The 22739-nt window shown below is 67.1% G+C and carries 25 protein-coding genes and 1 tRNA gene; 19 read left to right on the forward strand and 7 right to left on the reverse strand.

From position 1 onward, the window contains the following. Positions 1-116: 116 nt before the first annotated feature. Positions 117-192, reverse strand: a tRNA-Arg gene (locus tag CK951_RS01750). 296 nt (positions 193-488) lie between these two features. Here CK951_RS01750 and CK951_RS01755 point away from each other — a divergent pair. Continuing rightward, complete coding sequence (locus tag CK951_RS01755; RefSeq protein WP_096784528.1) at positions 489-1526, forward strand: LacI family DNA-binding transcriptional regulator; 1038 nt, start codon at positions 489-491, stop codon at positions 1524-1526. Here the strand turns inward: CK951_RS01755 and CK951_RS01760 are convergent. From CK951_RS01760 to CK951_RS01770, 3 genes are all read right to left on the reverse strand, one after another. After that, positions 1523-1975: a DUF3429 domain-containing protein gene (locus tag CK951_RS01760; protein ID WP_096784529.1), complete on the reverse strand. Its 453-nt coding sequence runs from the start codon at positions 1973-1975 to the stop codon at positions 1523-1525. The two genes, CK951_RS01755 and CK951_RS01760, sit on opposite strands and share 4 nt — an antisense overlap. Positions 1976-2119: 144 nt before the next feature. Next, positions 2120-3079, reverse strand: a complete 960-nt coding sequence (gene ispH, locus CK951_RS01765; protein ID WP_096784530.1) for a 4-hydroxy-3-methylbut-2-enyl diphosphate reductase — start codon at positions 3077-3079, stop codon at positions 2120-2122. A 130-nt stretch (positions 3080-3209) separates the two neighbouring features. Next, positions 3210-3782 carry an NYN domain-containing protein gene (locus CK951_RS01770; protein WP_096784531.1) on the reverse strand — a complete coding sequence of 191 codons (573 nt, stop codon included), beginning with the start codon at positions 3780-3782 and terminating at the stop codon, positions 3210-3212. Positions 3783-3927: 145 nt separating this feature from the next. Between CK951_RS01770 and folK the strand changes: the two genes are divergently transcribed. The 11 genes from folK to recO all read left to right on the forward strand — a co-directional run bounded on the left by folK (position 3928) and on the right by recO (position 12551). Next, positions 3928-4506 (forward strand): 2-amino-4-hydroxy-6-hydroxymethyldihydropteridine diphosphokinase, encoded by a 579-nt coding sequence (gene folK / locus CK951_RS01775; protein ID WP_096784532.1) that lies wholly within the window; start codon positions 3928-3930, stop codon positions 4504-4506. 84 nt (positions 4507-4590) lie between these two features. Continuing rightward, complete coding sequence (gene rpoZ / locus CK951_RS01780) at positions 4591-4944, forward strand: DNA-directed RNA polymerase subunit omega (protein ID WP_096784533.1); 354 nt, start codon at positions 4591-4593, stop codon at positions 4942-4944. Between the two features lie 30 nt (positions 4945-4974). Next, the gene (locus tag CK951_RS01785; RefSeq protein ID WP_096784534.1) at positions 4975-7092 is read left to right on the forward strand and encodes a bifunctional (p)ppGpp synthetase/guanosine-3',5'-bis(diphosphate) 3'-pyrophosphohydrolase; all 2118 of its coding nucleotides are present in this window, start codon (positions 4975-4977) and stop codon (positions 7090-7092) included. 18 nt (positions 7093-7110) lie between these two features. Next, positions 7111-7767, forward strand: a complete 657-nt coding sequence (locus CK951_RS01790) for a DUF2062 domain-containing protein (protein WP_096784535.1) — start codon at positions 7111-7113, stop codon at positions 7765-7767. 36 nt (positions 7768-7803) lie between these two features. Then, on the forward strand, positions 7804-8565 hold the full coding sequence (locus CK951_RS01795) for a pyridoxine 5'-phosphate synthase (RefSeq protein ID WP_096784536.1): 762 nt from the start codon (positions 7804-7806) through the stop codon (positions 8563-8565). 28 nt (positions 8566-8593) lie between these two features. Then, a complete protein-coding gene (gene acpS / locus CK951_RS01800) occupies positions 8594-9007 on the forward strand; it encodes a holo-ACP synthase (RefSeq protein ID WP_096784537.1) in 414 nt (137 codons plus the stop codon). 69 nt (positions 9008-9076) lie between these two features. Then, positions 9077-9865 carry a signal peptidase I gene (gene lepB / locus CK951_RS01805; RefSeq protein ID WP_096784538.1) on the forward strand — a complete coding sequence of 263 codons (789 nt, stop codon included), beginning with the start codon at positions 9077-9079 and terminating at the stop codon, positions 9863-9865. Continuing rightward, entirely contained in the window at positions 9862-10551 is a 690-nt protein-coding gene (gene rnc, locus CK951_RS01810; RefSeq protein WP_096784539.1) for a ribonuclease III, read from the forward strand. The genes lepB and rnc overlap by 4 nt, the downstream gene beginning before the upstream one ends. After that, the gene (gene era, locus CK951_RS01815) at positions 10544-11458 is read left to right on the forward strand and encodes a GTPase Era (protein WP_096784540.1); all 915 of its coding nucleotides are present in this window, start codon (positions 10544-10546) and stop codon (positions 11456-11458) included. The genes rnc and era overlap by 8 nt, the downstream gene beginning before the upstream one ends. Before the next feature lies 1 nt (position 11459). After that, positions 11460-11795: a DUF1491 family protein gene (locus CK951_RS01820; RefSeq protein ID WP_096784541.1), complete on the forward strand. Its 336-nt coding sequence runs from the start codon at positions 11460-11462 to the stop codon at positions 11793-11795. 36 nt (positions 11796-11831) lie between these two features. Then, a complete protein-coding gene (gene recO / locus CK951_RS01825; protein ID WP_096784542.1) occupies positions 11832-12551 on the forward strand; it encodes a DNA repair protein RecO in 720 nt (239 codons plus the stop codon). Positions 12552-12633: 82 nt separating this feature from the next. Here the strand turns inward: recO and CK951_RS01830 are convergent, their stop codons facing one another. Then, positions 12634-14301: an acyl-CoA dehydrogenase family protein gene (locus CK951_RS01830; protein WP_096784543.1), complete on the reverse strand. Its 1668-nt coding sequence runs from the start codon at positions 14299-14301 to the stop codon at positions 12634-12636. Positions 14302-14473: 172 nt separating this feature from the next. Further along, a complete protein-coding gene (locus CK951_RS01835) occupies positions 14474-16072 on the reverse strand; it encodes a phosphoenolpyruvate carboxykinase (protein ID WP_096784544.1) in 1599 nt (532 codons plus the stop codon). A 341-nt stretch (positions 16073-16413) separates the two neighbouring features. On the opposite strand from CK951_RS01835, the gene CK951_RS01840 reads away from it, so the two are divergent. The 6 genes from CK951_RS01840 to CK951_RS01865 are packed head-to-tail and all read left to right on the forward strand — an operon-like array spanning position 16414 to position 20853. Further along, on the forward strand, positions 16414-17115 hold the full coding sequence (locus CK951_RS01840) for a response regulator transcription factor (RefSeq protein ID WP_096784545.1): 702 nt from the start codon (positions 16414-16416) through the stop codon (positions 17113-17115). Positions 17116-17124: 9 nt separating this feature from the next. Continuing rightward, a complete protein-coding gene (locus tag CK951_RS01845; RefSeq protein ID WP_096784546.1) occupies positions 17125-18834 on the forward strand; it encodes a sensor histidine kinase in 1710 nt (569 codons plus the stop codon). Continuing rightward, positions 18831-19259 carry an HPr kinase/phosphorylase gene (locus CK951_RS01850; RefSeq protein ID WP_096784547.1) on the forward strand — a complete coding sequence of 143 codons (429 nt, stop codon included), beginning with the start codon at positions 18831-18833 and terminating at the stop codon, positions 19257-19259. The genes CK951_RS01845 and CK951_RS01850 overlap by 4 nt, the downstream gene beginning before the upstream one ends. Positions 19260-19280: 21 nt before the next feature. Continuing rightward, complete coding sequence (gene rapZ / locus CK951_RS01855) at positions 19281-20189, forward strand: RNase adapter RapZ (RefSeq protein ID WP_096784548.1); 909 nt, start codon at positions 19281-19283, stop codon at positions 20187-20189. Beyond that, positions 20186-20584 (forward strand): PTS sugar transporter subunit IIA, encoded by a 399-nt coding sequence (locus CK951_RS01860; protein WP_096784549.1) that lies wholly within the window; start codon positions 20186-20188, stop codon positions 20582-20584. The genes rapZ and CK951_RS01860 overlap by 4 nt, the downstream gene beginning before the upstream one ends. After that, positions 20584-20853: an HPr family phosphocarrier protein gene (locus tag CK951_RS01865; protein ID WP_096784550.1), complete on the forward strand. Its 270-nt coding sequence runs from the start codon at positions 20584-20586 to the stop codon at positions 20851-20853. Before CK951_RS01860 ends, CK951_RS01865 begins: the two co-directional genes overlap by 1 nt. Positions 20854-20861: 8 nt before the next feature. Here CK951_RS01865 and CK951_RS01870 read toward each other — a convergent pair whose 3' ends face one another. Then, a complete protein-coding gene (locus CK951_RS01870) occupies positions 20862-21737 on the reverse strand; it encodes a 3-hydroxybutyryl-CoA dehydrogenase (RefSeq protein ID WP_096784551.1) in 876 nt (291 codons plus the stop codon). Between the two features lie 168 nt (positions 21738-21905). On the opposite strand from CK951_RS01870, the gene CK951_RS01875 reads away from it, so the two are divergent. Continuing rightward, the gene (locus CK951_RS01875) at positions 21906-22730 is read left to right on the forward strand and encodes a DUF6473 family protein (protein ID WP_096787134.1); all 825 of its coding nucleotides are present in this window, start codon (positions 21906-21908) and stop codon (positions 22728-22730) included. Positions 22731-22739 lie beyond the last annotated feature (9 nt).

Consider the following 22739-nt stretch of genomic DNA (forward strand, 5'->3'; position numbering starts at 1 on the left):
CGGTTCCTCTGATGGAGGAAGGGCCGCCAGCGGCGGCGCCCTCCGTCAGACGGTCATCGCCGCGAGGGGTTGAGATCCGGCAATCGCACCGCGCGCTGCCAGTCACGGGCGGCGGGTGGTGACCCCGGCAGGACTTGAACCTGCAACCTATCCCTTAGGAGGGGATCGCTCTATCCGTTGAGCTACGGGGCCGGCAGCCGGCGGGCCTGCCCCTTAATGCGGCCAATTCGCGACTGTTGCAAGACGCGACGCTCATCGTGGCGGAAGCGGGGAAAGGAGGCCTGAGGAGGAGAGCTGGGGGAGTGACTCTTGGCCCACCACTCCCCCATGGGTCCGTTGCGTCAGACTTGGAGAGCTTGCACGACGCGCAGGATACCGTCAGCCGCAGGATCGGCCGTTATCGCTAACATGCCACAGGGAGAGGCCTTGGACAAGCCCCCCTTTGACGCTAACAAGAAAACGTAAGGTCTTTGCAAGAGAGATGTTTCGTGGCGAAAGAGCCGGCTTCCGCGGCCCAGCGGCGCACCCTGACCCTGCGTGATGTGTCCGACGCCTCGGGCGTCTCGGAAATGACCGTGAGTCGGGTGCTGCGCAATCGCGGCGACGTGTCGGGCGCCACCCGCGAGCGGGTGCTGGCGGCGGCCCGGGCGCTGGGCTACGTGCCGAACCGGATCGCCGGGGCGCTGGCCAGCCAGCGCGTGAACCTTGTGGCCGTGATCATCCCCTCGCTGTCCAACATGGTCTTTCCCGAAGTGCTGACCGGCGTGTCCGAAGTGCTCGAGGATACCGGCCTTCAACCCGTCGTGGGCGTCACCAACTACTCGCCGGAGCGCGAGGAGAAGGTGCTTTACGAGATGCTGTCGTGGCGCCCTTCGGGCATCATCATCGCCGGGCTGGAGCGGAGCGCGGCGGCCCGCGCGATGCTGGAGAATGCCGGCATCCCGATCGTCGAGATCATGGATGTGGACGGCACGCCGGTGGACAATGCGGTGGGCATCTCGCACCGCCGCGCCGGCCGGCAGATGGCCGAGGCCATCGTGGCGGCAGGCTATCGCCGGATCGGCTTCCTCGGGACGATGATGCCCCACGATCACCGGGCGCGGAAGCGGCTGGAGGGGTTCGAAGAGGCGCTCGGCGCCGCCGGTCTGCATGTGGAGGATCGCGAGTTCTACTCGGGCGGATCGGCGCTCCTGAAGGGCCGCGAGATGACGGAAGCCATCCTTAAGCGTAGCCCGGATCTGGATTTCCTTTATTATTCTAACGACATGATCGGCGCGGGCGGGCTGCTCTGGTGCCTGCACCACGGCATCGAGGTGCCGGATCGCGTCGGGCTTGCGGGCTTCAACGGCGTGGAACTGGTGCAGGGTCTGCCCTGCCATCTCGCCACGATGGATGCCTGCCGGCTCGAGATCGGGCGCCGGGCGGCCGAGATCGTCTCGGGCAAGAGGCCAGATGGCGCCACCTCGGGTGTGGTGATCGAACTCGAACCCAAGCTCGAGCCGGGCGACACGATCCGCAGGATCTAGAGGAAGATCGTCACCGCGAGGCAGGCAAGCACGACCGAGGTGAGCAGGACGCGCAGGCGCATCCACCAGCCGGGCGCCAGGCCCTGCGTCCAGAACGTCCAGTCGAGCGCCAGAAGGCCAGCGAAACCCGCCGCCAGATAGATCGCGGCCGAAGTCGGGCCGCCGCCGACGAAGAAGAAGGCCCAGAGTGCCGGGATCACCGACAGCGCGTATCCCGTCGCGGCCTCCCGGCCCGACAGGCGGGTCGAGAAGCCCCAGAGCACGCCCGACATGAAGGACAGGATGACCATGCCATACGCAAGGCCGACATAGGGCCCGACGAATCGCGGCCCCAGCACTCCGGCGGCCCAGTCGCCCGTCTGCGGGGAGAGTTCGGTCAGGGCGCTCCAGAGGAACGGGATCAGCCCGGCAAGGCCGAGCAGCAGGGCAGGGCGGGGGATCTGGTTCATGGAGCCTCGAAGGAAGACGGGGCATCGCGCCCCACGGGACTCGGGATGACACGGGGCCGCGCCGTCGTGCCGCCTTGGGTCATGCGCATCGCCTGAGCATCGATCGGGCGGGGAAGCAGCGCCACGCGGCCCCGCCCCTCGGTGTCACTGGGTCTCGACCGGTTCGCGCAGGATGCGTGGCACCTTGAACTCGACCCGCTCCTTCACCGTCTCGACGGTCTCTACCGTGGTGTCGAACCGCTCGCGGAAGGCGGCAATCACCTCGTCCACCAGAACCTCGGGTGCCGAGGCGCCGGCGGCGACGCCGACCCGGGTCACGCCCTGCAGGGCCTCCCAGTCGATGTCGGTCGCGCGTTGCACCAGATGGGCGACCCTGCAGCCGGCCGCCGCGCCGACCTCGACCAGCCGCCGCGAGTTCGACGAGTTCGGCGCGCCGATCACCAGCAGCGCCTCGACCTTCTGGGCGAGCGCCTTCACCGCGCCCTGACGGTTCGTCGTGGCGTAGCAGATGTCCTCCTTCGCGGGGACCTCGATCGCGGGGAACTTCTCGCGCAGGGCGGCGATCACCGCGGCCGTGTCGTCGATCGACAGCGTGGTCTGCGTGATCAGGGCAAGCTTCTCGGGATCGCGAACCTCGAGGGCCGCCACATCCTCCACCGTCTCGACCAGCAGCACCTCGCCCTCGGGCAGCTGTCCCATGGTGCCGATGGTCTCGGGGTGGCCCTTGTGACCGATCATCACCATCTGCAGCCCGGATTCGCTGAAGCGCTGGGCGGCCATGTGGATGCGGGCGACCAGCGGGCAGGTGGCATCGACATAGGTCATGTTGCGCCGCTCGGCCTCTTCCGGCACCGATTTCGGCACGCCATGCGCCGAGAAGATCACCGGCCGGTCGAGAGGGGCGTCGTCCAGTTCCTCGACGAAGACGGCGCCCATGCCGGCCAGACGATCCACAACGAACTTGTTGTGAACGATCTCGTGGCGGACGTAGACCGGGGCGCCCCATTTCTCGAGAGCCATCTCGACGATGCGGATCGCGCGGTCGACGCCGGCGCAGAAGCCGCGGGGGGCGGCGAGGTAGAGGGTGAGGGTTGGCTTGGTCATGGGCCGGCTCTTCTGTCCTGTGCCACCCAGAGGTATTCCCATCGGGCGTTCGGGTCCAGCCCCGGCATGGCACCCGCCTCAGGATGCCGCATCTTCGGGCGGCGCGCCCGGGGGCGCGCCCGCTCGGACGTCATTTCGCCTCGACCGAGATTTCTTCACGCTCGATTCGCGGCTCGCGCGGCGGGCGGCCGATCACCTCGCGCAGCTCGTCCAGCTCGATGAAGTTGTCGGCCTGGCGGCGGAGTTCGTCTGCGATCATCGGGGGCTGGCTGCGGATGGTCGAGACCACCGACACGCGCACACCCTGCCGCTGCAGGCTCTCGACCAGCGGGCGGAAGTCGCCGTCGCCCGAAAACAGGACGATGTGATCCACGCGGGGCGCAAGCTCCATGGCGTCCACCGTGAGCTCGATGTCCATGTTGCCCTTGACCTTGCGACGGCCCTGACTGTCCGTGTACTCCTTCGCGGGCTTCGTCACCATGGTGAAGCCGTTGTAGTGCAGCCAGTCGACCAGCGGACGGATCGGCGAGTAGTCGTCGTTTTCAAGCAGGGCCGTGTAGTAGAATGCCCGGAGCAGCTTTCCCCGGCGCATGAACTCCTGGCGCAGCAGCTTGTAGTCGATGTCGAACCCCAGCGCCTTCGCGGCCGCGTAAAGGTTCGAACCGTCTATGAACAGCGCAAGCCGTTCGTCCTTGTAGAACATTATCCTTGTCCCCTCGAGAACCCTTGCTTCGTCAATCTGCTGTCATCGGAATGGATTTCGCCAAGCATAAATCGACAAAGGGTCGGATATCAGTGTAATACATCTACCGGCAAGCGGGCCTCATCAGAAACTTATACCATTGGACATGTCGGGTGGGAAGCAAGCTCTGGTTGCATTCGGGTCGAACCTGCACGACCGCGGAAGGTTCCCCCAACAGGTCGTGACCGAGGCGTTTTCTGCAGTTGCAAATGCGTTTTCTTGCAGGATTCGCGTGAGCAGGCTGTTCCGGACCCCTTTTTTTCCTGCCCGGGCCGCTCCGGACTTTGTCAATGCTGCAGGCGTCTTCCACCTTCCGGCGGATGCCGATGTTGTATCCATCCTCGAGGTGCTGCACCGCATCGAGGCGGATTTTGGCCGACGGAGGGTCGAACGCTGGGGCAGTCGCACGCTCGACCTCGACCTGATCGCGCTGGGTGATTCGGTCTGGCCCGATTCCGCCACGCAGGAGCGGTGGCGCCGGCTGTCGCCCGAGGAGCAGGGGCGGCTGGTGCCTGACGGTCCGATTCTGCCCCACCCGCGGATGCAGGATCGCGCCTTCGTCCTGGTGCCGCTCGCCGAGGTTGCGCCGGACTGGCGCCACCCCCTGCTCGGCCTGACGGTAGCCGAGATCCTGGCCCGCCTGCCTGCGGCGGACCGCGACGCGGTCGTGTGCATCGAGGGCTGAGGAACAGGGAAACCGGTCTTGTCAAGAGCCTGCGCGCGGTCTACATAGGCCGCTCCATGCCCCCTGTCCGAAACGGAGACTCCCATGGCCCGCGTGACGGTTGAAGATTGCGTTGACAAGGTCCCGAACCGGTTCGAACTGGTGATGCTGGCCGCCCATCGGGCGCGCGAGATCGCATCGGGGTCGCCGCTGACGATCGAGCGCGACAACGACAAGAACCCGGTGGTCGCGCTGCGCGAGATCGCGGAAGAGACCCAGGGTGCCGAGGTCCTGCGCGAGCGCATGATCGAAAGCCACCAGACCCAGATCGAGGTGGACGAGCCGGAAGAGGACCAGATGGCGCTGCTCATGGGCGGCGAGATCGACCGTCCGGTCCAGGACGACATGTCGGAAGAAAAACTGCTGCGTGCGCTCATGGAAGCGCAGGGCCAGCATTGATCCTGTATTGAACCTGTTGCGGTCGGGGCCATGATCGACGTCGAAGACCTGATCGCCCTCGTCCGCAACTACAATCCGCGCACCAATGCGGACCTGATCCGTCGCGCCTATGCCTACGGGCGGCAGATGCACGAGGGGCAGTTCCGCCAGTCCGGCGAGCCCTATTTCACCCATCCGGTCGCCGTTGCCGCCATCCTGACCGAGCAGCGGCTGGACGATGCGACCATCGTCACGGCACTTCTCCACGACACGATCGAGGACACGAAGTCCACCTATACCGAGGTCTCGCGCCTGTTCGGCGAGGATATCGCCGAACTGGTGAACGGGGTGACGAAGCTCACCAACCTCGAGCTGTCCTCGACGCAGTCCAAGCAGGCCGAGAACTTCCGCAAGCTGTTCATGGCGATGTCCAAGGACCTGCGGGTGATCCTCGTCAAGCTTGCCGACCGGCTGCACAACATGCGCACGATCAAGTCGATGCGCCCCGAGAAGCAGGCCCAGAAGGCGCGCGAGACGATGGAGATCTTCGCGCCGCTCGCCGGCCGCATGGGCATGCAGTGGATGCGCGAGGAACTGGAAGATCTCGCCTTCCGCGTGCTGAACCCCGAGGCGCGCAACTCGATCATCCGCCGCTTCATCACGCTGCAGCGCGAGACGGGCGACGTGGTCCACAAGATCACCGCCGATATAAGGCTGGAGCTGGAAAAGGCCCATATCGAGGCCGATGTCTACGGCCGCGCCAAGAAGCCCTATTCGATCTGGCGCAAGATGCAGGAGAAGGATCTGGCCTTCTCGCGGCTTTCGGACATCTACGGCTTCCGCGTGATCTGCAAGGACGTGGCAGACTGCTACCGCATCCTCGGCGTGATCCACCAGCGCTGGCGCGCCGTGCCGGGCCGGTTCAAGGACTACATCAGCCAGCCCAAGTCGAACGGCTACCGCTCGATCCACACCACGGTCTCGGGGCGCGACGGCAAGCGGGTCGAGGTGCAGATCCGCACCCGCCAGATGCACGAGGTGGCCGAGGCCGGCGTGGCGGCGCACTGGAGCTATCGCGAGGGCGTGCGCGTCCACAACCCCTTCGCGGTCGATCCCGCCAAGTGGATCGCCAGCCTGACCGAGCGTCTGGACGAGGACGACCACGACGAGTTCATGGAGAACGTGAAGCTCGAGATGTACACCGACCAGGTGTTCTGCTTCACGCCCAAGGGCGACGTGATCCAGCTGCCGCGGGGTGCCACGCCGCTCGACTATGCCTATGCGATCCATACAAGAATCGGCCATTCCTGCGTCTCGGCGAAGGTGGACGGCATCCGCGTGCCGCTCTGGACCCGGCTGAAGAACGGCCAGTCGGTCGAGATCATCACGGCGGAAGGCCAGCGCCCGCAGGCCAGCTGGATCGACATCGTGACCACGGGCCGCGCCAAGGCCGCGATCCGGCGCTCCTTGCGCGAGGAGGACCGCGGCCGGTTCGTGAAGCTGGGGCAGGAACTCGCGCGGGCGGCCTTCGACCATGTGGGCCGCAAGGCCACCGACAAGGCGCTCAGGACGGCGGCGAAGATGCTCGGCCTGTCGGACGAGACCGAGCTTCTGGCACAGCTCGGCTCCGCCGAGCTGACCGCGCGGAAGGTGGTCGAGACGCTCTATCCCGAACTCGTGCGCGCCTCGGGTCCCGAGGTGGACATGCAGCGCCCGGTGGTGGGCCTGTCCGACGACCAGCAGTTCCGCCGCGCCAAGTGCTGCCAGCCGGTGCCGGGCGAACGGATCGTCGGCATCACCTATCGCGGGCAGGGCGTGGTGATCCACGCCATCGACTGCCCCGCGCTTGAGGAGTTCGAGGAGCAGCCCTCGCGCTGGATCGACCTGCACTGGCATGCCGGCCGGCACGCGGCGGTCCATACCGTGACGCTCGATCTAACCATCTCGAACGATGCCGGCGTTCTCGGGCGGATCTGCACCTTGATCGGCGAGCAGAAGGCCAATATCTCCGACCTCAGGTTCACCGACCGCAAGCCGGACTACTATCGCCTTCTGGTCGATGTGGATCTCAGGGATGTCGAACATCTGCACACGCTGATGACTGCCCTCGAGGCGGAGACGGATGTGGCGCAGATCGCGCGGCACCGGGATCTCAGCAGGAAGCCCTGACGGGCCACGAGGAACGGTTTGGTCTTCAAGCGGCGTACCCCCAAGAGCTGGCGGCAGCTTGCCCAGGAAAGCGTCTGGCCCCGCGGCGGCTGGCGCCGGGCAGCGCAATACGTCAAGCACCGGCTGACCCGTCTGCCGGACGAACCGCACCGGATCGCGCGCGGTGTCTTCGCGGGGGTGTTCATCTCGTTCACGCCGCTGTTCGGCTTCCACTTCCTCGGCTCGGCGCTGGTGGCGTGGATCCTGCGCGGCAACATCCTCGCCGCGCTGCTGGCCACCTTCATCGGCAACCCGATCACCACGCCGCTGATCGCCATCTCCTCGGTCGAGATCGGGCACTGGATGCTCGGGCTCGACGAGAAGCTGACGGTGCTCTCGATCTTCGACGCCTTTACCGGCGCGGGCTCCGAGATATGGGCCAACCTGCTTGCAATCTTCACCTCGGACCCCACGCGCTGGTCGAACCTCGCGCATTTCTTCCGCATGATCTTCCTGCCCTATCTGGTGGGCGGCATCATTCCCGGCATCATCACCGGCATGGTCTTCTACTACCTGACCATCCCGGTGATCCGCGCCTACCAGAAGATCCGCGCCATGAAGACCGAGGCGCGCCGCGCCCGCCGCCGGCGTCGTGGCCTGCCCGAAGCGGATGACGCGGGTCCCGGAAGCCAATAGGATGGTCCGGGCATCATCGGAGTGAATGGAAAGACCATGAAACCATTGGGTCGGCTGCGGCTGGGCGTGAACATCGATCATGTGGCGACGGTGCGCAACGCCCGCGGCACGGCCTATCCCGATCCGCTGCGCGCGGGCCTGCTGGCCGAGGCCGCGGGCGCGGACGGCATTACCGCCCACCTGCGCGAGGACCGTCGCCACATCCGCGACGAGGACATCACCGCCCTCATGCAGGGGCTGCGGGTGCCGCTGAACCTCGAGATGGCGACCACGCCCGAGATGCAGGCCATCGCGTTGCGCCACAAGCCGCATGCGGTCTGTCTTGTGCCCGAACGGCGCGAGGAGCGCACGACCGAGGGCGGCATCGACGTGGCGGGCGACGTCGCGCGCCTCGCGGATTTCGTGGCGCCGCTGCGCGAGGCGGGCTGCCGGGTCTCGATGTTCATCGGCCATGACGTGCGCCAGATCGAGGCCTCGGCCGAGATCGGCGCCGCGGTGGTGGAACTGCACACCGGCCATTACTGCGACCTCGTCGCCGAGGGCCGCGCCGCCGACGCCGCGCGCGAACTCGAGGCGCTGCGCGAGGGCGCGGCGCTCGCCCATTCGCTCGGGCTCGAGGTCCATGCCGGGCACGGGATCAGCTACGACACGGTTGCCGAGATCGCGGCCTTCCCGCAGGTGATGGAGCTGAACATCGGCCATTTCCTGATCGGCGAGGCGATCTTCCGCGGTCTGGGCAGTGCGATCGAGGGCATGCGCCGACGCATGGACGCGGCGCGCGAGGCGCTGGCGGGATGATCCCCGCTTCGGCCGTCCGGAGCGGGCGATGATCCTCGGGGTCGGCACCGACCTCGCCAACATCGAACGGATGGAAAGGACGCTCGCCCGCTTCGGCGACCGCTTCCGCAACCGTGTCTTCACGCGGGCCGAGCAGGCCAAGGCCGAGGGCCGCGCCAATGTCGCCGGAACCTATGCCAAGCGCTGGGCCGCCAAGGAGGCCTGCTCGAAGGCGCTGGGCACCGGGTTGCGCATGGGCATCGCGTGGAAGGACATGAGCGTGGCCAATCTAGCGACCGGCCAGCCGGTGATGCACCTGACCGGCTGGGCGGCCGAGCGGCTGGCGGCCATGACGCCCCCGGGCCACGAGGCGGTGGTCCATGTCAGCCTGACCGACGACCACCCCTGGGCGCAGGCCTTCGTGGTGATCGAGGCGCGGCCGGTTGCGCCCCCGCCAGCTTGACTCATCCCTTGTCGGCGCGCATGAAGCGCCGAACCGGGCGGCCGGCCCGCAACCAGACAGGCAGACTTCATGGCGAGCAAGGCAAAAACCGAAGGCGGCATCCTCGAGACGATCAAGACCATCGTCTATGCGCTCCTGATCGCGGGGGTGTTCCGCACGCTGTTCTTCCAGCCGTTCTGGATTCCGTCCGGGTCGATGAAGGACACGCTGCTGATCGGCGACTTCCTGTTCGTCAACAAGATGGCCTATGGCTATTCGCAGTATTCCTGCCCCTTCGCCCTGTGCCCGTTCTCGGGGCGCATCCTCGCCTCGGAGCCCGAGCGCGGCGACGTTGTGGTGTTCCGCCATCCAGTCAATGGCTCGGACTTCATCAAGCGGCTGATCGGCCTGCCGGGCGACACGGTGCAGATGAAGGGGGGCATCCTCTACCTCAACGGCCAGATGGTCCCGCAGGAGCCGGCCGGCACCTTCGAGGAGGTCTATGAGCAGCAGGGCCCGATGGGCAACCTCCCGCGCTGCGAGAACGGCCCGGTGGGCGAGGGCGGCACCTGCACCAAGAGCCGCTTCACCGAGACGCTTCCCGGCGGGCGCACGCATGACGTGCTGAACATCGACACCAACGGCTTCGGCGACAACACCGACGTCTTCACCGTTCCGGCCGGCCATTACTTCTTCATGGGCGACAACCGCGACAACAGCCAGGACAGCCGCTATGGCCAAGCCGTCGGCGGCGTCGGCTTCGTGCCCGCCGAGAACCTGATCGGCCGTGCGGATCGCATCATGTTCTCCTCGGCCGGACGCTCGATGCTCTACTTCTGGACCTGGCGCGCCGACCGTTTCTTCAAGGCCGTCGATTGAAACTGTCCTCCGACCTTCGGGCCTTCGCGGCCCGCATCGGGCATGACTTCCGCGAGCCCGACCTGCTTCTGCGCGCGGTGACGCATTCGTCGCTGTCCTCGGCCACGCGTCCCGACAACCAGCGGCTCGAATTCCTCGGCGACCGGGTGCTCGGGCTGGTGATGGCCGAGGCGCTGCTGGCCGCCGACCAGAAGGCGACCGAGGGGCAGTTGGCGCCCCGTTTCAACGCTCTCGTCCGCAAGGAGACCTGCGCCGCAGTGGCGCGCGACCTTGGGCTGGGCGAGGTGCTGAAGCTCGGCCGGTCCGAGATGATGTCGGGCGGCCGCCGGAAGGAGGCGCTTCTGGGCGATGCACTGGAAGCGGTGATCGCCGCGGTCTATCTCGACGGGGGATTCGAGGCCGCGCGCCGGCTGGTGCTGAGGCTCTGGGGCGACCGGATCGCGCAGGTCGAGGCCGACGCGCGCGATGCCAAGACCGCCTTGCAGGAATGGGCGCAGGCCCGCGGCCTGCCGCCGCCGACCTACGAGGCGACCGACCGCTCGGGCCCCGATCACGCGCCGGTCTTCACCGTCGAGGTCCGGCTTGGCAACGGCGAGACCGAGCGGGCCGCCGCCGGCACGAAGCGGGTGGCGGAACAGGCGGCGGCGCGGGCGCTACTCGCGCGGATGGAGGCGAAGAATGACTGACACGACCCGCGCAGGTTTCGTCGCCCTGATCGGCGAGCCGAATGCCGGCAAATCCACGCTGCTGAACCGCATGGTGGGGGCGAAGGTCTCGATCGTGACCCACAAGGTCCAGACCACCCGCGCCCGCATCCGCGGCGTCGCGATGGAGGGCGAGACCCAGATCGTCTTCGTCGACACGCCCGGCCTCTTCCGCCCGCGCCGCCGGCTCGACCGGGCCATGGTCGCCGCCGCCTGGGGCGGGGCTGCTGACGCCGATGTCATCGTGCTGCTGGTCGAGGCGCACCGCGGCCTGACTGAGGGCACGCAGGCGATCATCGATGCGATGCGCGACCGCATCCCGCAGGGTCAGACCGTGGCGCTCGCCATCAACAAGATCGACCGGGTGAAGGCCGAGGTGCTGCTGGGCCTCGCGCAGGAACTGAACGCGGCCTTCCCCTTCGCCGAGACCTTCATGATCTCGGCCGAGAAGGGCTATGGCGTGGACAAGCTGCGCCAGTGGCTGGCATCGGTGCTGCCCGAGGGGCCGTGGTTCTACCCCGAGGACCAGATCGCCGACGTGCCGATGCGGGCGATCGCGGCCGAGATCACCCGCGAGAAGCTGACGCTGCGGCTCCACGAGGAACTGCCCTACCAGCTGACCGTCGAGACCGAGAAGTGGGAGGACCGGCCGGACGGTTCCGCCCGCATCGACCAGGTGGTCTATGTGGCGCGCGACGGCCACAAGGGCATCGTGCTGGGCGCGAAGGGCGAGACGATCAAGCAGATCGGCCAGGCCGCACGCGCAGAGATCGCGGCCTTCCTCGAACGCCCCGTCCACCTCTTTCTTCAGGTGAAGGTCCGGCCGAACTGGCTGGAGGAGCCCGAGCGCTACTCGGAAATGGGCCTCGACTTCAAGGACGGCGACTGAGGTGCAGCCGCGGCTGACGGCCGACTTCTGGGTCCGCGCCTATCTGGCGCGACTGCGGCTGGCCGACATCCCCGCCTTCGTGACGGCCAAGGGCGATGCCACCGCGGGCACCGTGCTGGTGAAATGCGCGACGCTCGACGGGCAGGCGCGGGCGTGGCACCGCTCGTTCAACCTGATGACCGGTGAGCGGGCGTGGGTGGTGCTGGCCGAGGGCGCCGAGGCCGATGTGGATGGCGCAGTCGCGCGCCAACGCCGCTTCGACCCTGACCTATGGGTGATCGAGATCGAGGACCGGCAGGGCCGCACGCTGCTCGACGAGCCGGGCCTCTCCGAGTGACTGGACGCGCGGCCGTGACCGCGGGATAGTCGGCCGATGTTGGAATGGCGGGACGAGGGCGCGCTGCTGTCGGTGCGGCGGCACGGCGAGAGCGCCGCGATCATCGAGGTCTTCACGGCCGCGCATGGCCGCCACCTGGGCGTCGTGCGCGGCGGCGCCTCTCGCCGGATCGCGCCCATCCTGCAGCCGGGGGCGCAACTCGACCTGACCTGGAAGGCGCGACTCGACGAGCACATGGGTGCCTTCACGGTGGAGCCCTTGCGCGCGCGGACGGGGCTGCTGGGGGACCGCCTCGGCCTCGCCGGTCTCAACGCGATCTGCGCCATGCTGCATGTCACGCTGCCCGAGCGCGAGCCGCATCCGGGTCTTTGGCAGGCAAGCATCGCCATGCTTGATGCTCTGGGACAGCCGGACTGGCCTGCGGCCTATCTCAGGTGGGAGATGCGCCTGCTGGAAGAAACCGGCTTCGGTCTGGACCTCAGCCGATGCGCGGTGACGGGCAGCCGGGACGATCTGGCCTATGTCAGCCCGAAGACAGGCCGTGCCGTCAGCCGCGAGGCGGCGGGCGAATGGGTGGATCGGCTCTTTCCGCTGCCGCTTGCGCTGATGGGGCAGGGGCCGGCGTCGGGCGAGGATCTGCGGCAGGGCCTTGCCGTTACCGGACATTTCCTGGCGCGCGAACTGGCGCCGATGCTGAACGGCCGCCCCTTGCCGGAGGCGCGGGCGCGGCTTGTGGAACTGCTCTCGCGTCTCTGATCCGTTCACGAAGCGCGGATGACGCGCCGGAAAAGCGAAGGGCGGGCATCGCGCCCGCCCTTCGGAAAGATGCTTCAGGCGATTAGTCCAGCAGACGCCGGGCGATCACCTGCGCCTGGATCTCGGCCGCGCCTTCGAAGATGTTGAGGATCCGCGCGTCGCAGAGGATGCGGCTGATCTGGTATTCCAGCGCGAAGCCGTTGCCTCCGTGGATCTGCAGCGCGTTGTCGGCCGAGGCCCAGGCGACGCGGGCGCCCAGAAGCTTCGCCATCCCCGCCTCCAGGTCGCAGCGCTGTCCGTGGTCCTTCTCCCAAGCGGAGAAATAGGTCAGCTGCCGCGCGATCATGATCTCGACCGCCATCATGGCGAGCTTGCCGGCAACGCGCGGGAACTCGATCAGCGACTTGCCGAACTGCTTGCGGTCCTCGGCGTATTGCATCCCGACCTCCAGCGCGCTCTGCGCGACGCCGATGGCGCGGGCGGCGGTCTGGATGCGGGCGCTCTCGAAGGTCTGCATCAGCTGCTTGAAGCCCTGACCCTCGACGCCGCCCAGAAGGTTCTCGCCCTTTACGCGGAAGCCGTCGAAGCCGATCTCGTATTCCTTCATGCCCCGGTAGCCCAGAACCTCGATCTCGCCGCCGGTCATGCCGGGGGTCGGGAAGGGGTTTTCGTCCGTGCCGGGGGTCTTCTCGGCAAGGAACATCGAGAGGCCGCGGTAATCGGTCGTCTCGGGGTCCGTCCGGGCCAGCAGCGTCATCACATGGGTGCGCGCGGCATGGGTGATCCAGGTCTTGTTGCCGTTCACCACCCACTCGTCGCCGTCCTTCACCGCGCGGGTGCGCAGGCTGCCGAGGTCCGAGCCGGTGTTCGGTTCGGTGAAGACCGCGGTGGGCAGGATCTCTCCGCTGGCCAGCTTCGGCAGCCACTGCGCCTTCTGCTCGGGCGTGCCGCCGCAGAGGATCAGCTCGGCCGCGATCTCGGAGCGGGTGCCCAGCGAGCCCACGCCGATGTAGCCGCGCGACAGTTCCTCGGACACCACGACCATCGAGGCTTTCGAGAGGCCGAAGCCGCCGAATTCTTCCGGGATCGTCAGGCCGAAGACGCCCATCTCGGCGAGCGAGTCGATGATCTCCATCGGGATCAGCTCGTCCTTCATGTGCCAGCCGTGCGCGTTGGGCGTCACGCGCTCGTCCGCGAAGCGGCGGAACTGGTCGCGGATCATCTCCAGTTCCTCGTCGAGGCCCGAGGCACCGAAGGTCGCGCGCCCGTGGTTGTCCCGCATCAGCGCGACGAGGGCCGCCCGCGCGGCGGGCGTGTTGCCCTGCCGGATGAGGGTCTTCACCGCCTCGCCGGGATGGCCAAGCTCAACGCCGATGTCCTGCACCCGCGCCGTCTCGTTCTGACTCATCGGGATGCCGCCGCGGATCTGCGCGAGGTATTCGCCGAAGGCGATCTGCAGGATCAGCGCCTCCATCTCGCCAAGGCGGCCCTCGGTCTCGAGCCGGCCGGCCCAGGCGCGCATCTGGCGCAGCGACTCGACGTAAGTGGCCAGCCACGAAAGCGCATGCGCCGCGAACTGGTCCTGCTCGAGCGCCTTGGACGATACCTTGCCGTTGACGCTCACCCGCTCCTTCAGCGCGGCGCGCGCGGTTTCCAGCAGCGCCTCGGTCTCGGGGAGGGCATCAGCCGTCAGCGAGAGAAGATCGGCGAGAAGCGGCTGTTCGTGCATGGTCGATCCGTCCTTCGGCATGGCATGACTCCTCCATTCTGCGACTGCGATGTCCTAATCACTTTGCACCCGCAGCGCAACAAAAATTCGCGCGATGCGTTTCATGCGCATGAATATGACCTTCTTGATTCGATGGGCAAAAACTAAAAGGGGGCGCCGAAGCGCCCCCCTGCCACCCGCGGATGCGGAAAGGTCAGCCGATCGCCGCCGCCTTCACGTCGGCGTCGATGTAGGGCACGTATTGCGCGAAGTTGTTGGCGAACATCTCGACCAGCTTCTTCGCCTGCGCGTCGTAGGCCGCCGGATCGGCCCAGGTCGAGCGCGGGTCGAGCAGCTTCGGATCGACGCCATTCAGTTCGGTCGGAACCTCGAAGCCGAAGTTCGCGTCCTTGCGGAAGGTCACGTTGGCGAGCGAGCCGTCGAGGGCCGCAGTCAGCAGCGCGCGGGTCGCCTTGATCGGCATCCGCTTGCCGGTGCCGTAGGCGCCGCCGGTCCAGCCGGTGTTCACGAGCCAGCACGTCGCGCCGAGGCTGGTGATCTTCTCCTGCAGGAGCTTGCCGTAGACTTCCGGACGACGCGGCATGAAGGGCGCACCGAAGCAGGTCGAGAAGGTCGGCTGCGGCTCGGTCACGCCACGCTCGGTGCCGGCCACCTTCGAGGTGAAGCCCGAGAGGAAGTGATACATCGCCTGCGCCGGGGTCAGCCGCGCGATCGGCGGCAGCACGCCGAAGGCGTCGCAGGTCAGCATGATCACGTTCTTCGGATGCCCGGCGACACCACTTTCCGATGCGTTCGAGATGTAGTCGAGCGGATAGGCGCAGCGGGTGTTGGCGGTCAGGCTGTCATCGTCGAAGTCGAGGACCAGCGTCTCGGGGTCATAGACCATGTTCTCGACCACGGTCGCGAACTTCGAGGTCGTGGCGTAGATCTCGGGTTCGGCTTCGGCCGAGAGGTTGATCGTCTTGGCGTAGCAGCCGCCTTCGAAGTTGAAGGTGCCCTTGTCCGACCAGCCGTGCTCGTCGTCGCCGATCAGCGTGCGCACCGGATCGGCCGAGAGCGTCGTCTTGCCGGTGCCCGAGAGGCCGAAGAACACCGCCGCATCGTCCGTGTTGCCGATCGCGTGGTTGGCGGAGCAGTGCATCGCCATCACGCCCTTGCCGGGCAGGATGTAGTTCAGCAGCGTGAAGACCGACTTCTTGTTCTCGCCGGCGTACTCGGTGTTGGCGATCAGGATCAGCTTACGCTCGAAGTTCAGCACGATCACGGTGTCGGTGCGGCAGCCGTGGCGCGCCGGATCGGCCTTGAACGAGGGGCAGTTGATCACGGTCCACTCGGGCACGAAGCTGTCGAGTTCGGCGCGCTCGGGGCGGCGCAGCATGTGGCGGATGAAGAGGCCGTGCCAGGCGAGTTCGGTCACCATGCGGACGTCAAGGCGAAGCTCGGGGTCGGCGCCTGCATAGAGGTCCTGCACGTAGTAGGTGCGGCCCTTCATGTGCTCGAGCATGTCGGCATGCAGGCGGTCGAACGCGTCGGGAGCCATCGGCGCGTTGTTCTCCCACCAGATCGTGTCCTCGACCGACGGCGTGCGGACCACGAACTTGTCCTTGGGCGAGCGGCCCGTGAAGGCGCCGGTCGAGCAGAGGAAGGCGCCTCCGCGACCCAGACGGCCCTCGCCGCGCTTCACCGCGGCTTCCACGAGCGCGGGTTCGATGAGGTTGTAATGAACCTCCGCAAGTCCAGTGATGCCTTGTGCGTCCAGCGTCTGGGCTGGGTTCACGCGTCCGAAATTCATACTGCAAGCTCCCCGATGCCGCCCGAGCGGCTGTTTCCGGTCCTCCAACGGCATCCCGGGCCATAGGATGCCGGTCAGCGCCCGCAGACGGGAGCCGACAAGGCAAACCTATACCATGAGCCGCCCATGCGACAACAGAGTGACGACGGGACGTTAGCGCAACCAGCGACAGGTTGGCGCAATCTTCGGCGGATCGTTGCGGCAAATTAGTCATTCCTTTGCATAATCCACCTGATCGTCCGTCCGCCGGCTTGTCCGATTCGCAGATGGCTATTGATTCCTTCGGCGGAAAAAGGATCATGCAGCGAATTTGGGAATGCAGTCTGTTTGGGGTTGGGATAATGTCTAGGATCGCTCTCGTGGACGATGACCGGAACATCCTGACCTCGGTCGCCATGACCTTGGAGGCCGAGGGGTTCGAGGTCGAGACCTACAATGACGGTCAGTCCGCCTTGGACGCCTTCAACAAGCGCATGCCGGACATGGCGGTGCTCGACATCAAGATGCCGCGGATGGACGGGATGGATCTGCTGCAGCGTCTGCGGCAGAAAACCACGATGCCGGTGATCTTCCTCACCTCGAAGGACGACGAGATCGACGAGGTGCTGGGCCTGCGCATGGGGGCGGACGACTACGTCAAGAAGCCCTTCTCGCAGCGCCTGCTGGTCGAGCGGATCCGCGCGCTCCTGCGCCGGCAGGAGGCGCTGTCGGGCGGCGAGACGGAAACGCAGGAAGAGAATCGCATCCTCGAGCGGGGCAACCTGCGGATGGACCCGCTCCGCCATGCGGTCAGCTGGAAGGGCAGCGACGTCTCGCTCACGGTGACCGAATTCCTGCTGCTGCAGGCGCTGGCGCAGCGCCCCGGCTTCGTCAAGAGCCGCGACCAGCTGATGGATGTGGCCTATGACGATCAGGTCTATGTCGACGACCGCACGATCGACAGCCACATCAAGCGCCTGCGCAAGAAGATGCGCACGGCAGACCCCGAGTTTTCCGCCATCGAGACGCTCTACGGCATCGGCTACCGCTACAACGAGGAGTGACGGGCCCACATGACCGCCGCCTCCTCCTTCGGCCGGGACCAGACCGCCGCCTCGCCGGTCCAGCCGAAACCGGGCGACGTGCTGCTGGGCGAGGACTGGATCGCGCCGGACGAGAAGGCCGACCCTGCCCTGCAGAAGACCCGGGGGCGACGCGGGATCGTCTCGCTGAACCGCTCGCCGCTGGCGCGCAAGATCATCATCTTCAACCTGCTCGCTCTGGTGATCCAGGTCTCGGGCGTGCTGTTCACCAACCCGTTCCGCGAGAACCTCGTCCTCCAGCGCGAGCGGGCCCTCGTCTCCGAGGCGCAGCTGGTGGCGAACGTGTTCGAGGCGCGCCTCGATTCGCTGGGGCCGGAGGCTGACCTCGATGTCGCCGGCACGCTGGCGGCGGTCGCGGTCGATCCGGCCATCGATCTCTTCGTGTTCGATCCGGGCGGCGCGGTGCTCGCCTCGGCGCAGGGGCAGGCGCCCAAGGCGGGGCGGGACGAGGCACGCTCGACCTTCATCACCGATTTCCTGAACGCCGTGTGGGAGACGGTCTCGCGCGTGCTGTCCTATGGCGATGACCCGCAGCCCGAGATCGACGCCGAGGATCTGGCCCGTCAGGTCTATGCGGGGGCGCTCGACGGGCGGACGACGATCAACACCGGACTCGACGTGGATGGCGGGGCGCTCTTCTCGGTCGCGACGCCGATCCGGCAGGGCGAGGAGATCGTGGGCGTGGTGGCGATCACCTCCGCCGCCGGCGAGATCGACCGCCTCGTGCGCTACGAGCGAGAGCAGATCCTGCAGATGTTCGTGGTCGCACTCTTCGTCTCGATCGGGCTCAGTCTCGTGCTGGCTTCGACCATCGCGAACCCGCTGGCCGATCTTGCGGCGGCGGCCGAGCTTGGCCGCGACCGCGACGCACGGAAGATGGCGCCGGGACGGGTGCGCATCCCCGACCTGACGGCACGGCCGGACGAGATCGGCCGGCTCTCCATCGCGATGCGCGGCATGGTGGCCGCGCTCTACGACCGCATCGACGCGAACGAGCAGTTCGCCGCGGACGTGGCGCACGAGATCAAGAACCCGCTGGCCTCGCTGCGGTCGGCCGTGGGCACGCTTCGGCTGGCGAAGCGCGAGGATCAGCGCGAAAGGTTGCTCGACGTGATCGAACATGACGTGCGGCGGCTCGACCGGCTGGTCAGCGACATCTCCAACGCCTCGCGGCTGGACAGCGAACTCGTGAAGGAGGAGGAGGAAGAGTTCGACCTCCTGCGCACGATCTCGAACCTTGGCGAATATCTCGGCAAGCAGGCGGCCGAGCGCGGGGTGGATTTCATCACCGACCTGCCGACCGAGCCCATCTGCATCCGCGGACTCGAGGCGCGGCTGGCGCAGGTCTTCGTCAACCTGATCACCAATGCCCTGTCGTTCTGCGAAGAGGGCGACGCCGTCCGCGTCTGGGCGCGCCGGCGCGAGAACCGCGTTCTCGTGGTGGTCGAGGATACCGGGCCGGGCATCCCGGAACAGGCACTGACCAAGATCTTCCGGCGCTTCTATTCCGAGCGGCCCGAGGGCCAGTTCGGCAACCACTCGGGCCTCGGCCTCGCGATCTCGAAGCAGATCGTCGAGGCGCATGGCGGCGTGATCTGGGCCGAGAACATCCGCCCGACCAATGCCGACATCACCTCCGAGCCGCTGGGCGCGCGCTTCGTCGTGGGCCTGCCCGTGTGACCGAGGCCGGGCGCGATCTGCTCCATGCCAGTTGCGTCGCGGTCGGGGACAGGGCGCTGCTGATCATGGGGCCCTCCGGGTCGGGCAAGTCGTCGCTGGCACTTGAACTGATCGCCCTCGGCGCGGCGCTGGTGGCCGACGACCAGACGGAGGTGGAGCGTCGGGGCGACCTGCTGGTCGCGCGCTGCCCGCCGCCCATCGCCGGGATGATCGAGGCGCGCGGCATCGGCCTGCTGAAATGCCCCGCCGTTCACGAAGCGCGAGTGGTTCTAGCGGTCGACCTCGGGCAGCGCGAGACGGAGCGTTTGCCACACTGGCGTAACATTCAGGTGCTCGGATTGCCCGTTGACCTTGTGCTTGGACAGGAAGGAAGCCATTTTTCCTCAGCGCTGCTGCTCCGCCTGAAGTCGGGGCGGGTGGCCTGAGAGCGAAGAGACTTGGACCTTATGGTGGAGCCCGTGCAGGAATACCGGCTCGTGCTGGTCACCGGCCCTTCGGGTGCCGGTCGCACGACCGCGATCAACGCGCTCGAGGACATGGGCTACGAGGTCATCGACAACCTGCCGCTGTCCTTCGTGCCGCGCCTGATCGAGGGGCCGTCGATCGGCCGGCCGATCGCGCTTGGCCTCGACGTGCGCAACCGCGACTTCAACGCCACCGCGCTGATCGAACTGATCGACACGTTGACGCAGGACCCGCGGGTATCGCTGGAAGTGCTCTACATCGACTGTTCTGCCTCGGAACTCATCCGCCGCTACAACCAGACCCGCCGCCGCCATCCCCTCGCCCCGGCCGAGACCCCGAGCGAGGGCGTGGAGCGCGAAATCGACCTGCTCGCGCCGATCCGTGCCCGCGCCGACCATCTGATCGACACCTCCGAGATGTCGCCCCATGACCTGAAGTCCGATCTCGCGCACTGGTTCGACCGGGGTGCGGCGACACGTCTTGCGGTATCGGTGCAGTCCTTCTCCTACAAGCGGGGGGTTCCGCGCGGAGTGGACATGATCTTCGACTGCCGATTCCTGAAGAACCCCTACTGGGTCGAGAGCCTGCGCAGCCTCGACGGGCGCGATGCTGCGGTGGCCGACTACATCGGCTCCGATCCCCGCTTCGCGCCGTTCTTCGGGAAGCTCTGCGACCTCGTGCTGTTCCTGCTGCCGGCGCAGTTGCAGGAGGGCAAGGCGCATCTTTCGATCGGCTTCGGCTGCACCGGCGGCCAGCACCGTTCGGTGGCGGTGGCCGAACGTCTTGGCAATGTCCTTGCAGAGGCCGGCTGGCCGGTGTCAAAACGGCACAGGGAACTCGAACGCAGGGCGGCCGCGGTGCTCCCCACGCATCAGGGTGAGAAGGCGTGATCGGTATCGTCATCGTTGCGCACGGCGGGCTGGCGCGGGAGTATCTCTCGGCGGTCGAGCATGTCGTAGGCAAGCAGGAGGCCATGGCCGCCATCGCCATCGAGGACGACCACGACCGCGCCGCCAAGCAGGCCGAGATCACCGCTGCCGCCCGCGCCGTCGATCGCGGGGCCGGCGTCGTCGTGGTGACGGACATGTTCGGCGGCTCGCCCTCGAACCTCTCGCTGCCGGCCTGCGCGGGCCGGGACCGACGCATCATCTACGGAGCCAATCTGCCCATGCTGATCAAGCTGGCCAAGTCGCGGGAGCTTGCGGTGCCGCAGGCGGTGGCGCTCGCGCTCGACGCGGGTCGCAAGTACATCAACAGCCTGGACCTCGGCGGCGGGGCGGACTGATGATCGAACGCGAGTTGACGATCGTGAACGAGAAGGGCCTGCATGCGCGGGCCTCGGCCAAGTTCGTCGAGGTGGTCGAGCGTCATGACGCTCAGGCCGAGGTGTCCAAAGACGGCATGGTGGTCTCGGGCGATTCGATCATGGGCCTGCTAATGCTCGCGGCGTCGCGCGGCACGTCGATCCGGGTGAAGACCATGGGTGCCGATGCCGAGGGCCTGGCCGAGGCGCTCCAGCGCCTCGTGGCCGACCGTTTCGGCGAGGAGATGTAGCGCGACGGCTATCGCGTCGGGACCGGCGTTCCGCCCCGGTAGTCGTAGAAGCCGCGCTCGGTCTTGCGGCCCAGCCATCCGGCCTCGACGTATTTCACCAGCAGCGGGCAGGGCCGGTACTTGGTATCGGCAAGCCCGTCATGAAGAACGTTCATGATGGCAAGGCAGGTGTCGAGCCCGATGAAGTCCGCCAGTTCCAGCGGACCCATCGGATGGTTCGCCCCCAGCTTCAGCGACTCGTCGATCGACTTCACCGATCCCACGCCCTCGTAGAGCGTATAGACCGCTTCGTTGATCATCGGCACGAGGATGCGGTTCACGATGAAGGCCGGGAAGTCCTCGGCGCTGGCGGCGGTCTTGCCCAGGCGGCGCACCACCTCGTGCAGGGTCCGGTAGGTCGGCTCGTCGGTGGCGATGCCGCGGATCAGTTCAACCAGCTGCATCACCGGCACCGGGTTCATGAAGTGGAAGCCCATGAACCGCTCGGGCCGGTCGGTGCGCGAGGCGAGCCGGGTGATCGAGATCGACGAGGTGTTCGAGGTCAGGATGGTGTGGGGCAGGAGATGCGGCACGAGGTCCTCGAAGATCGCCTGCTTGACTGTCTCGCGCTCGGTTGCGGCCTCGATCACCAGGTCGGTCTTCGCGATGTCGGTCAGCGTCATCGTGGTGCGGATCCGGCCGAGAGCCGCCAGCTTGTCCTCGGCGGTGATCTTGCCGCGGGCGACCTGCCGTTCCATGTTGCGGTCGATGCCGCTCAGCGCCTTCTGCAGCCCTTCGGCGCTGATGTCGTTCAGAAGCACCTCGTATCCGGCCAGCGAGAAGACATGCGCGATGCCGCTGCCCATCTGCCCCGCGCCCACCACGCCGACCTTGTGGATCTCCATCGGTTCACTCCTGCTGACCTGGGCGAACAATAGGCGGCGCGCGGCGGCAGGCGCAAGGGCGCGGCCGGTTCGGGGACTGGCTAAACTTCGGTTCGAATGCAGCCTTTAGCCATTTGGCAACGCCTCGCGCTCATCGTGACTTCCGGGTGAACTGCGATGGTGGGTGTGATGGCTTTCGCATATCAGGGCGAAGGGGCCCTGGACTATTTTCCGTGCCGGTATGGCACATCGAAGCTGCTGTTCCGGGGGCCGCGACGCAGCCTCGAGGGCGCGTTCTGTGCCGTGCTGGGCGGAACCGAGAGCTATGGCAAGTTCGTGCCGCAGCCCTTCCCGGATCTGGTGGAGGCGGCGACGGGCCTCCGGATGGTCAATCTGGCCTGCATGAACGCCGGGATCGACGTCTATCTGAACGATCCGAGCGTGGCGGGGATCGCCGCCAAGGCGCAGATCGCCGTGGTGCAGGTGGTGGGCGCGGCGAACCTGACGAACCGGCTCTACTCGGTGCATCCGCGCCGGAACGACCGGTTCCTCAGCGCCTCGCCGGTGTTGCGCGCCATGTACCGCGAGGTGGATTTCGCCGACTTCACCTTCACCCGGCACATGATCCAGACGCTGTACGCCGTCTCGCCCGACAAGTTCACACAGGTCGCGGCCGAGCTTCGCGCGGCCTGGGTGGCGCGGATGCGCACGTTGCTGGGGCGCATCCCATCGCAGACCCTGCTTCTCTGGATCGCAGACCATGCCCCGTCGCGGGAGGGGCCGCTGACGCCCGATACCTCGCCGCTGCTTGTGGATGCCGAGATGATCGCGGCGGTGCGGCCCCATGCCAGCCAGTATCTCGAGGTGGTGATCTCCGAGGAGGCGCGCCGGAAGGGCACCGAGGGCATGACCTTTCCCCCGCTCGATGCGCCGATCGCGGCCGAGGTGCCGGGCCCTGCGGTCCATGCCGAGATCGCCGCGGCGCTGGGGCCTGCGCTGCTGCGCCTGATGTGAAACGGGCGC

Source organism: Rhodobacter sp. CZR27 (genome assembly GCF_002407205.1).
Classification (GTDB): domain Bacteria; phylum Pseudomonadota; class Alphaproteobacteria; order Rhodobacterales; family Rhodobacteraceae; genus Cereibacter_A.

Excerpts from the sequence above, each read along its gene's own strand:
- CK951_RS01870 (WP_096784551.1), bottom strand. The coding sequence starts at position 21,737 with ATGGAGATCCACAAGGTCGGCGTGGTGGGCGCGGGGCAGATGGGCAGC.
- CK951_RS01830 (WP_096784543.1), bottom strand. The coding sequence starts at position 14,301 with ATGCCGAAGGACGGATCGACCATGCACGAACAGCCGCTTCTCGCCGAT.
- CK951_RS01875 (WP_096787134.1), top strand. The coding sequence starts at position 21,906 with ATGGCTTTCGCATATCAGGGCGAAGGGGCCCTGGACTATTTTCCGTGC.
- CK951_RS01785 (WP_096784534.1), top strand. The coding sequence starts at position 4,975 with ATGATCGACGTCGAAGACCTGATCGCCCTCGTCCGCAACTACAATCCG.
- folK (WP_096784532.1), top strand. The coding sequence starts at position 3,928 with ATGTCGGGTGGGAAGCAAGCTCTGGTTGCATTCGGGTCGAACCTGCAC.
- lepB (WP_096784538.1), top strand. The coding sequence starts at position 9,077 with ATGGCGAGCAAGGCAAAAACCGAAGGCGGCATCCTCGAGACGATCAAG.
- CK951_RS01865 (WP_096784550.1), top strand. The coding sequence starts at position 20,584 with ATGATCGAACGCGAGTTGACGATCGTGAACGAGAAGGGCCTGCATGCG.
- rpoZ (WP_096784533.1), top strand. The coding sequence starts at position 4,591 with ATGGCCCGCGTGACGGTTGAAGATTGCGTTGACAAGGTCCCGAACCGG.
- CK951_RS01840 (WP_096784545.1), top strand. The coding sequence starts at position 16,414 with ATGTCTAGGATCGCTCTCGTGGACGATGACCGGAACATCCTGACCTCG.
- rapZ (WP_096784548.1), top strand. The coding sequence starts at position 19,281 with ATGGTGGAGCCCGTGCAGGAATACCGGCTCGTGCTGGTCACCGGCCCT.
- recO (WP_096784542.1), top strand. The coding sequence starts at position 11,832 with ATGTTGGAATGGCGGGACGAGGGCGCGCTGCTGTCGGTGCGGCGGCAC.
- CK951_RS01760 (WP_096784529.1), bottom strand. The coding sequence starts at position 1,975 with ATGAACCAGATCCCCCGCCCTGCCCTGCTGCTCGGCCTTGCCGGGCTG.
- era (WP_096784540.1), top strand. The coding sequence starts at position 10,544 with ATGACTGACACGACCCGCGCAGGTTTCGTCGCCCTGATCGGCGAGCCG.
- CK951_RS01845 (WP_096784546.1), top strand. The coding sequence starts at position 17,125 with ATGACCGCCGCCTCCTCCTTCGGCCGGGACCAGACCGCCGCCTCGCCG.
- CK951_RS01770 (WP_096784531.1), bottom strand. The coding sequence starts at position 3,782 with ATGTTCTACAAGGACGAACGGCTTGCGCTGTTCATAGACGGTTCGAAC.
- acpS (WP_096784537.1), top strand. The coding sequence starts at position 8,594 with ATGATCCTCGGGGTCGGCACCGACCTCGCCAACATCGAACGGATGGAA.
- CK951_RS01795 (WP_096784536.1), top strand. The coding sequence starts at position 7,804 with ATGAAACCATTGGGTCGGCTGCGGCTGGGCGTGAACATCGATCATGTG.
- ispH (WP_096784530.1), bottom strand. The coding sequence starts at position 3,079 with ATGACCAAGCCAACCCTCACCCTCTACCTCGCCGCCCCCCGCGGCTTC.
- CK951_RS01835 (WP_096784544.1), bottom strand. The coding sequence starts at position 16,072 with ATGAATTTCGGACGCGTGAACCCAGCCCAGACGCTGGACGCACAAGGC.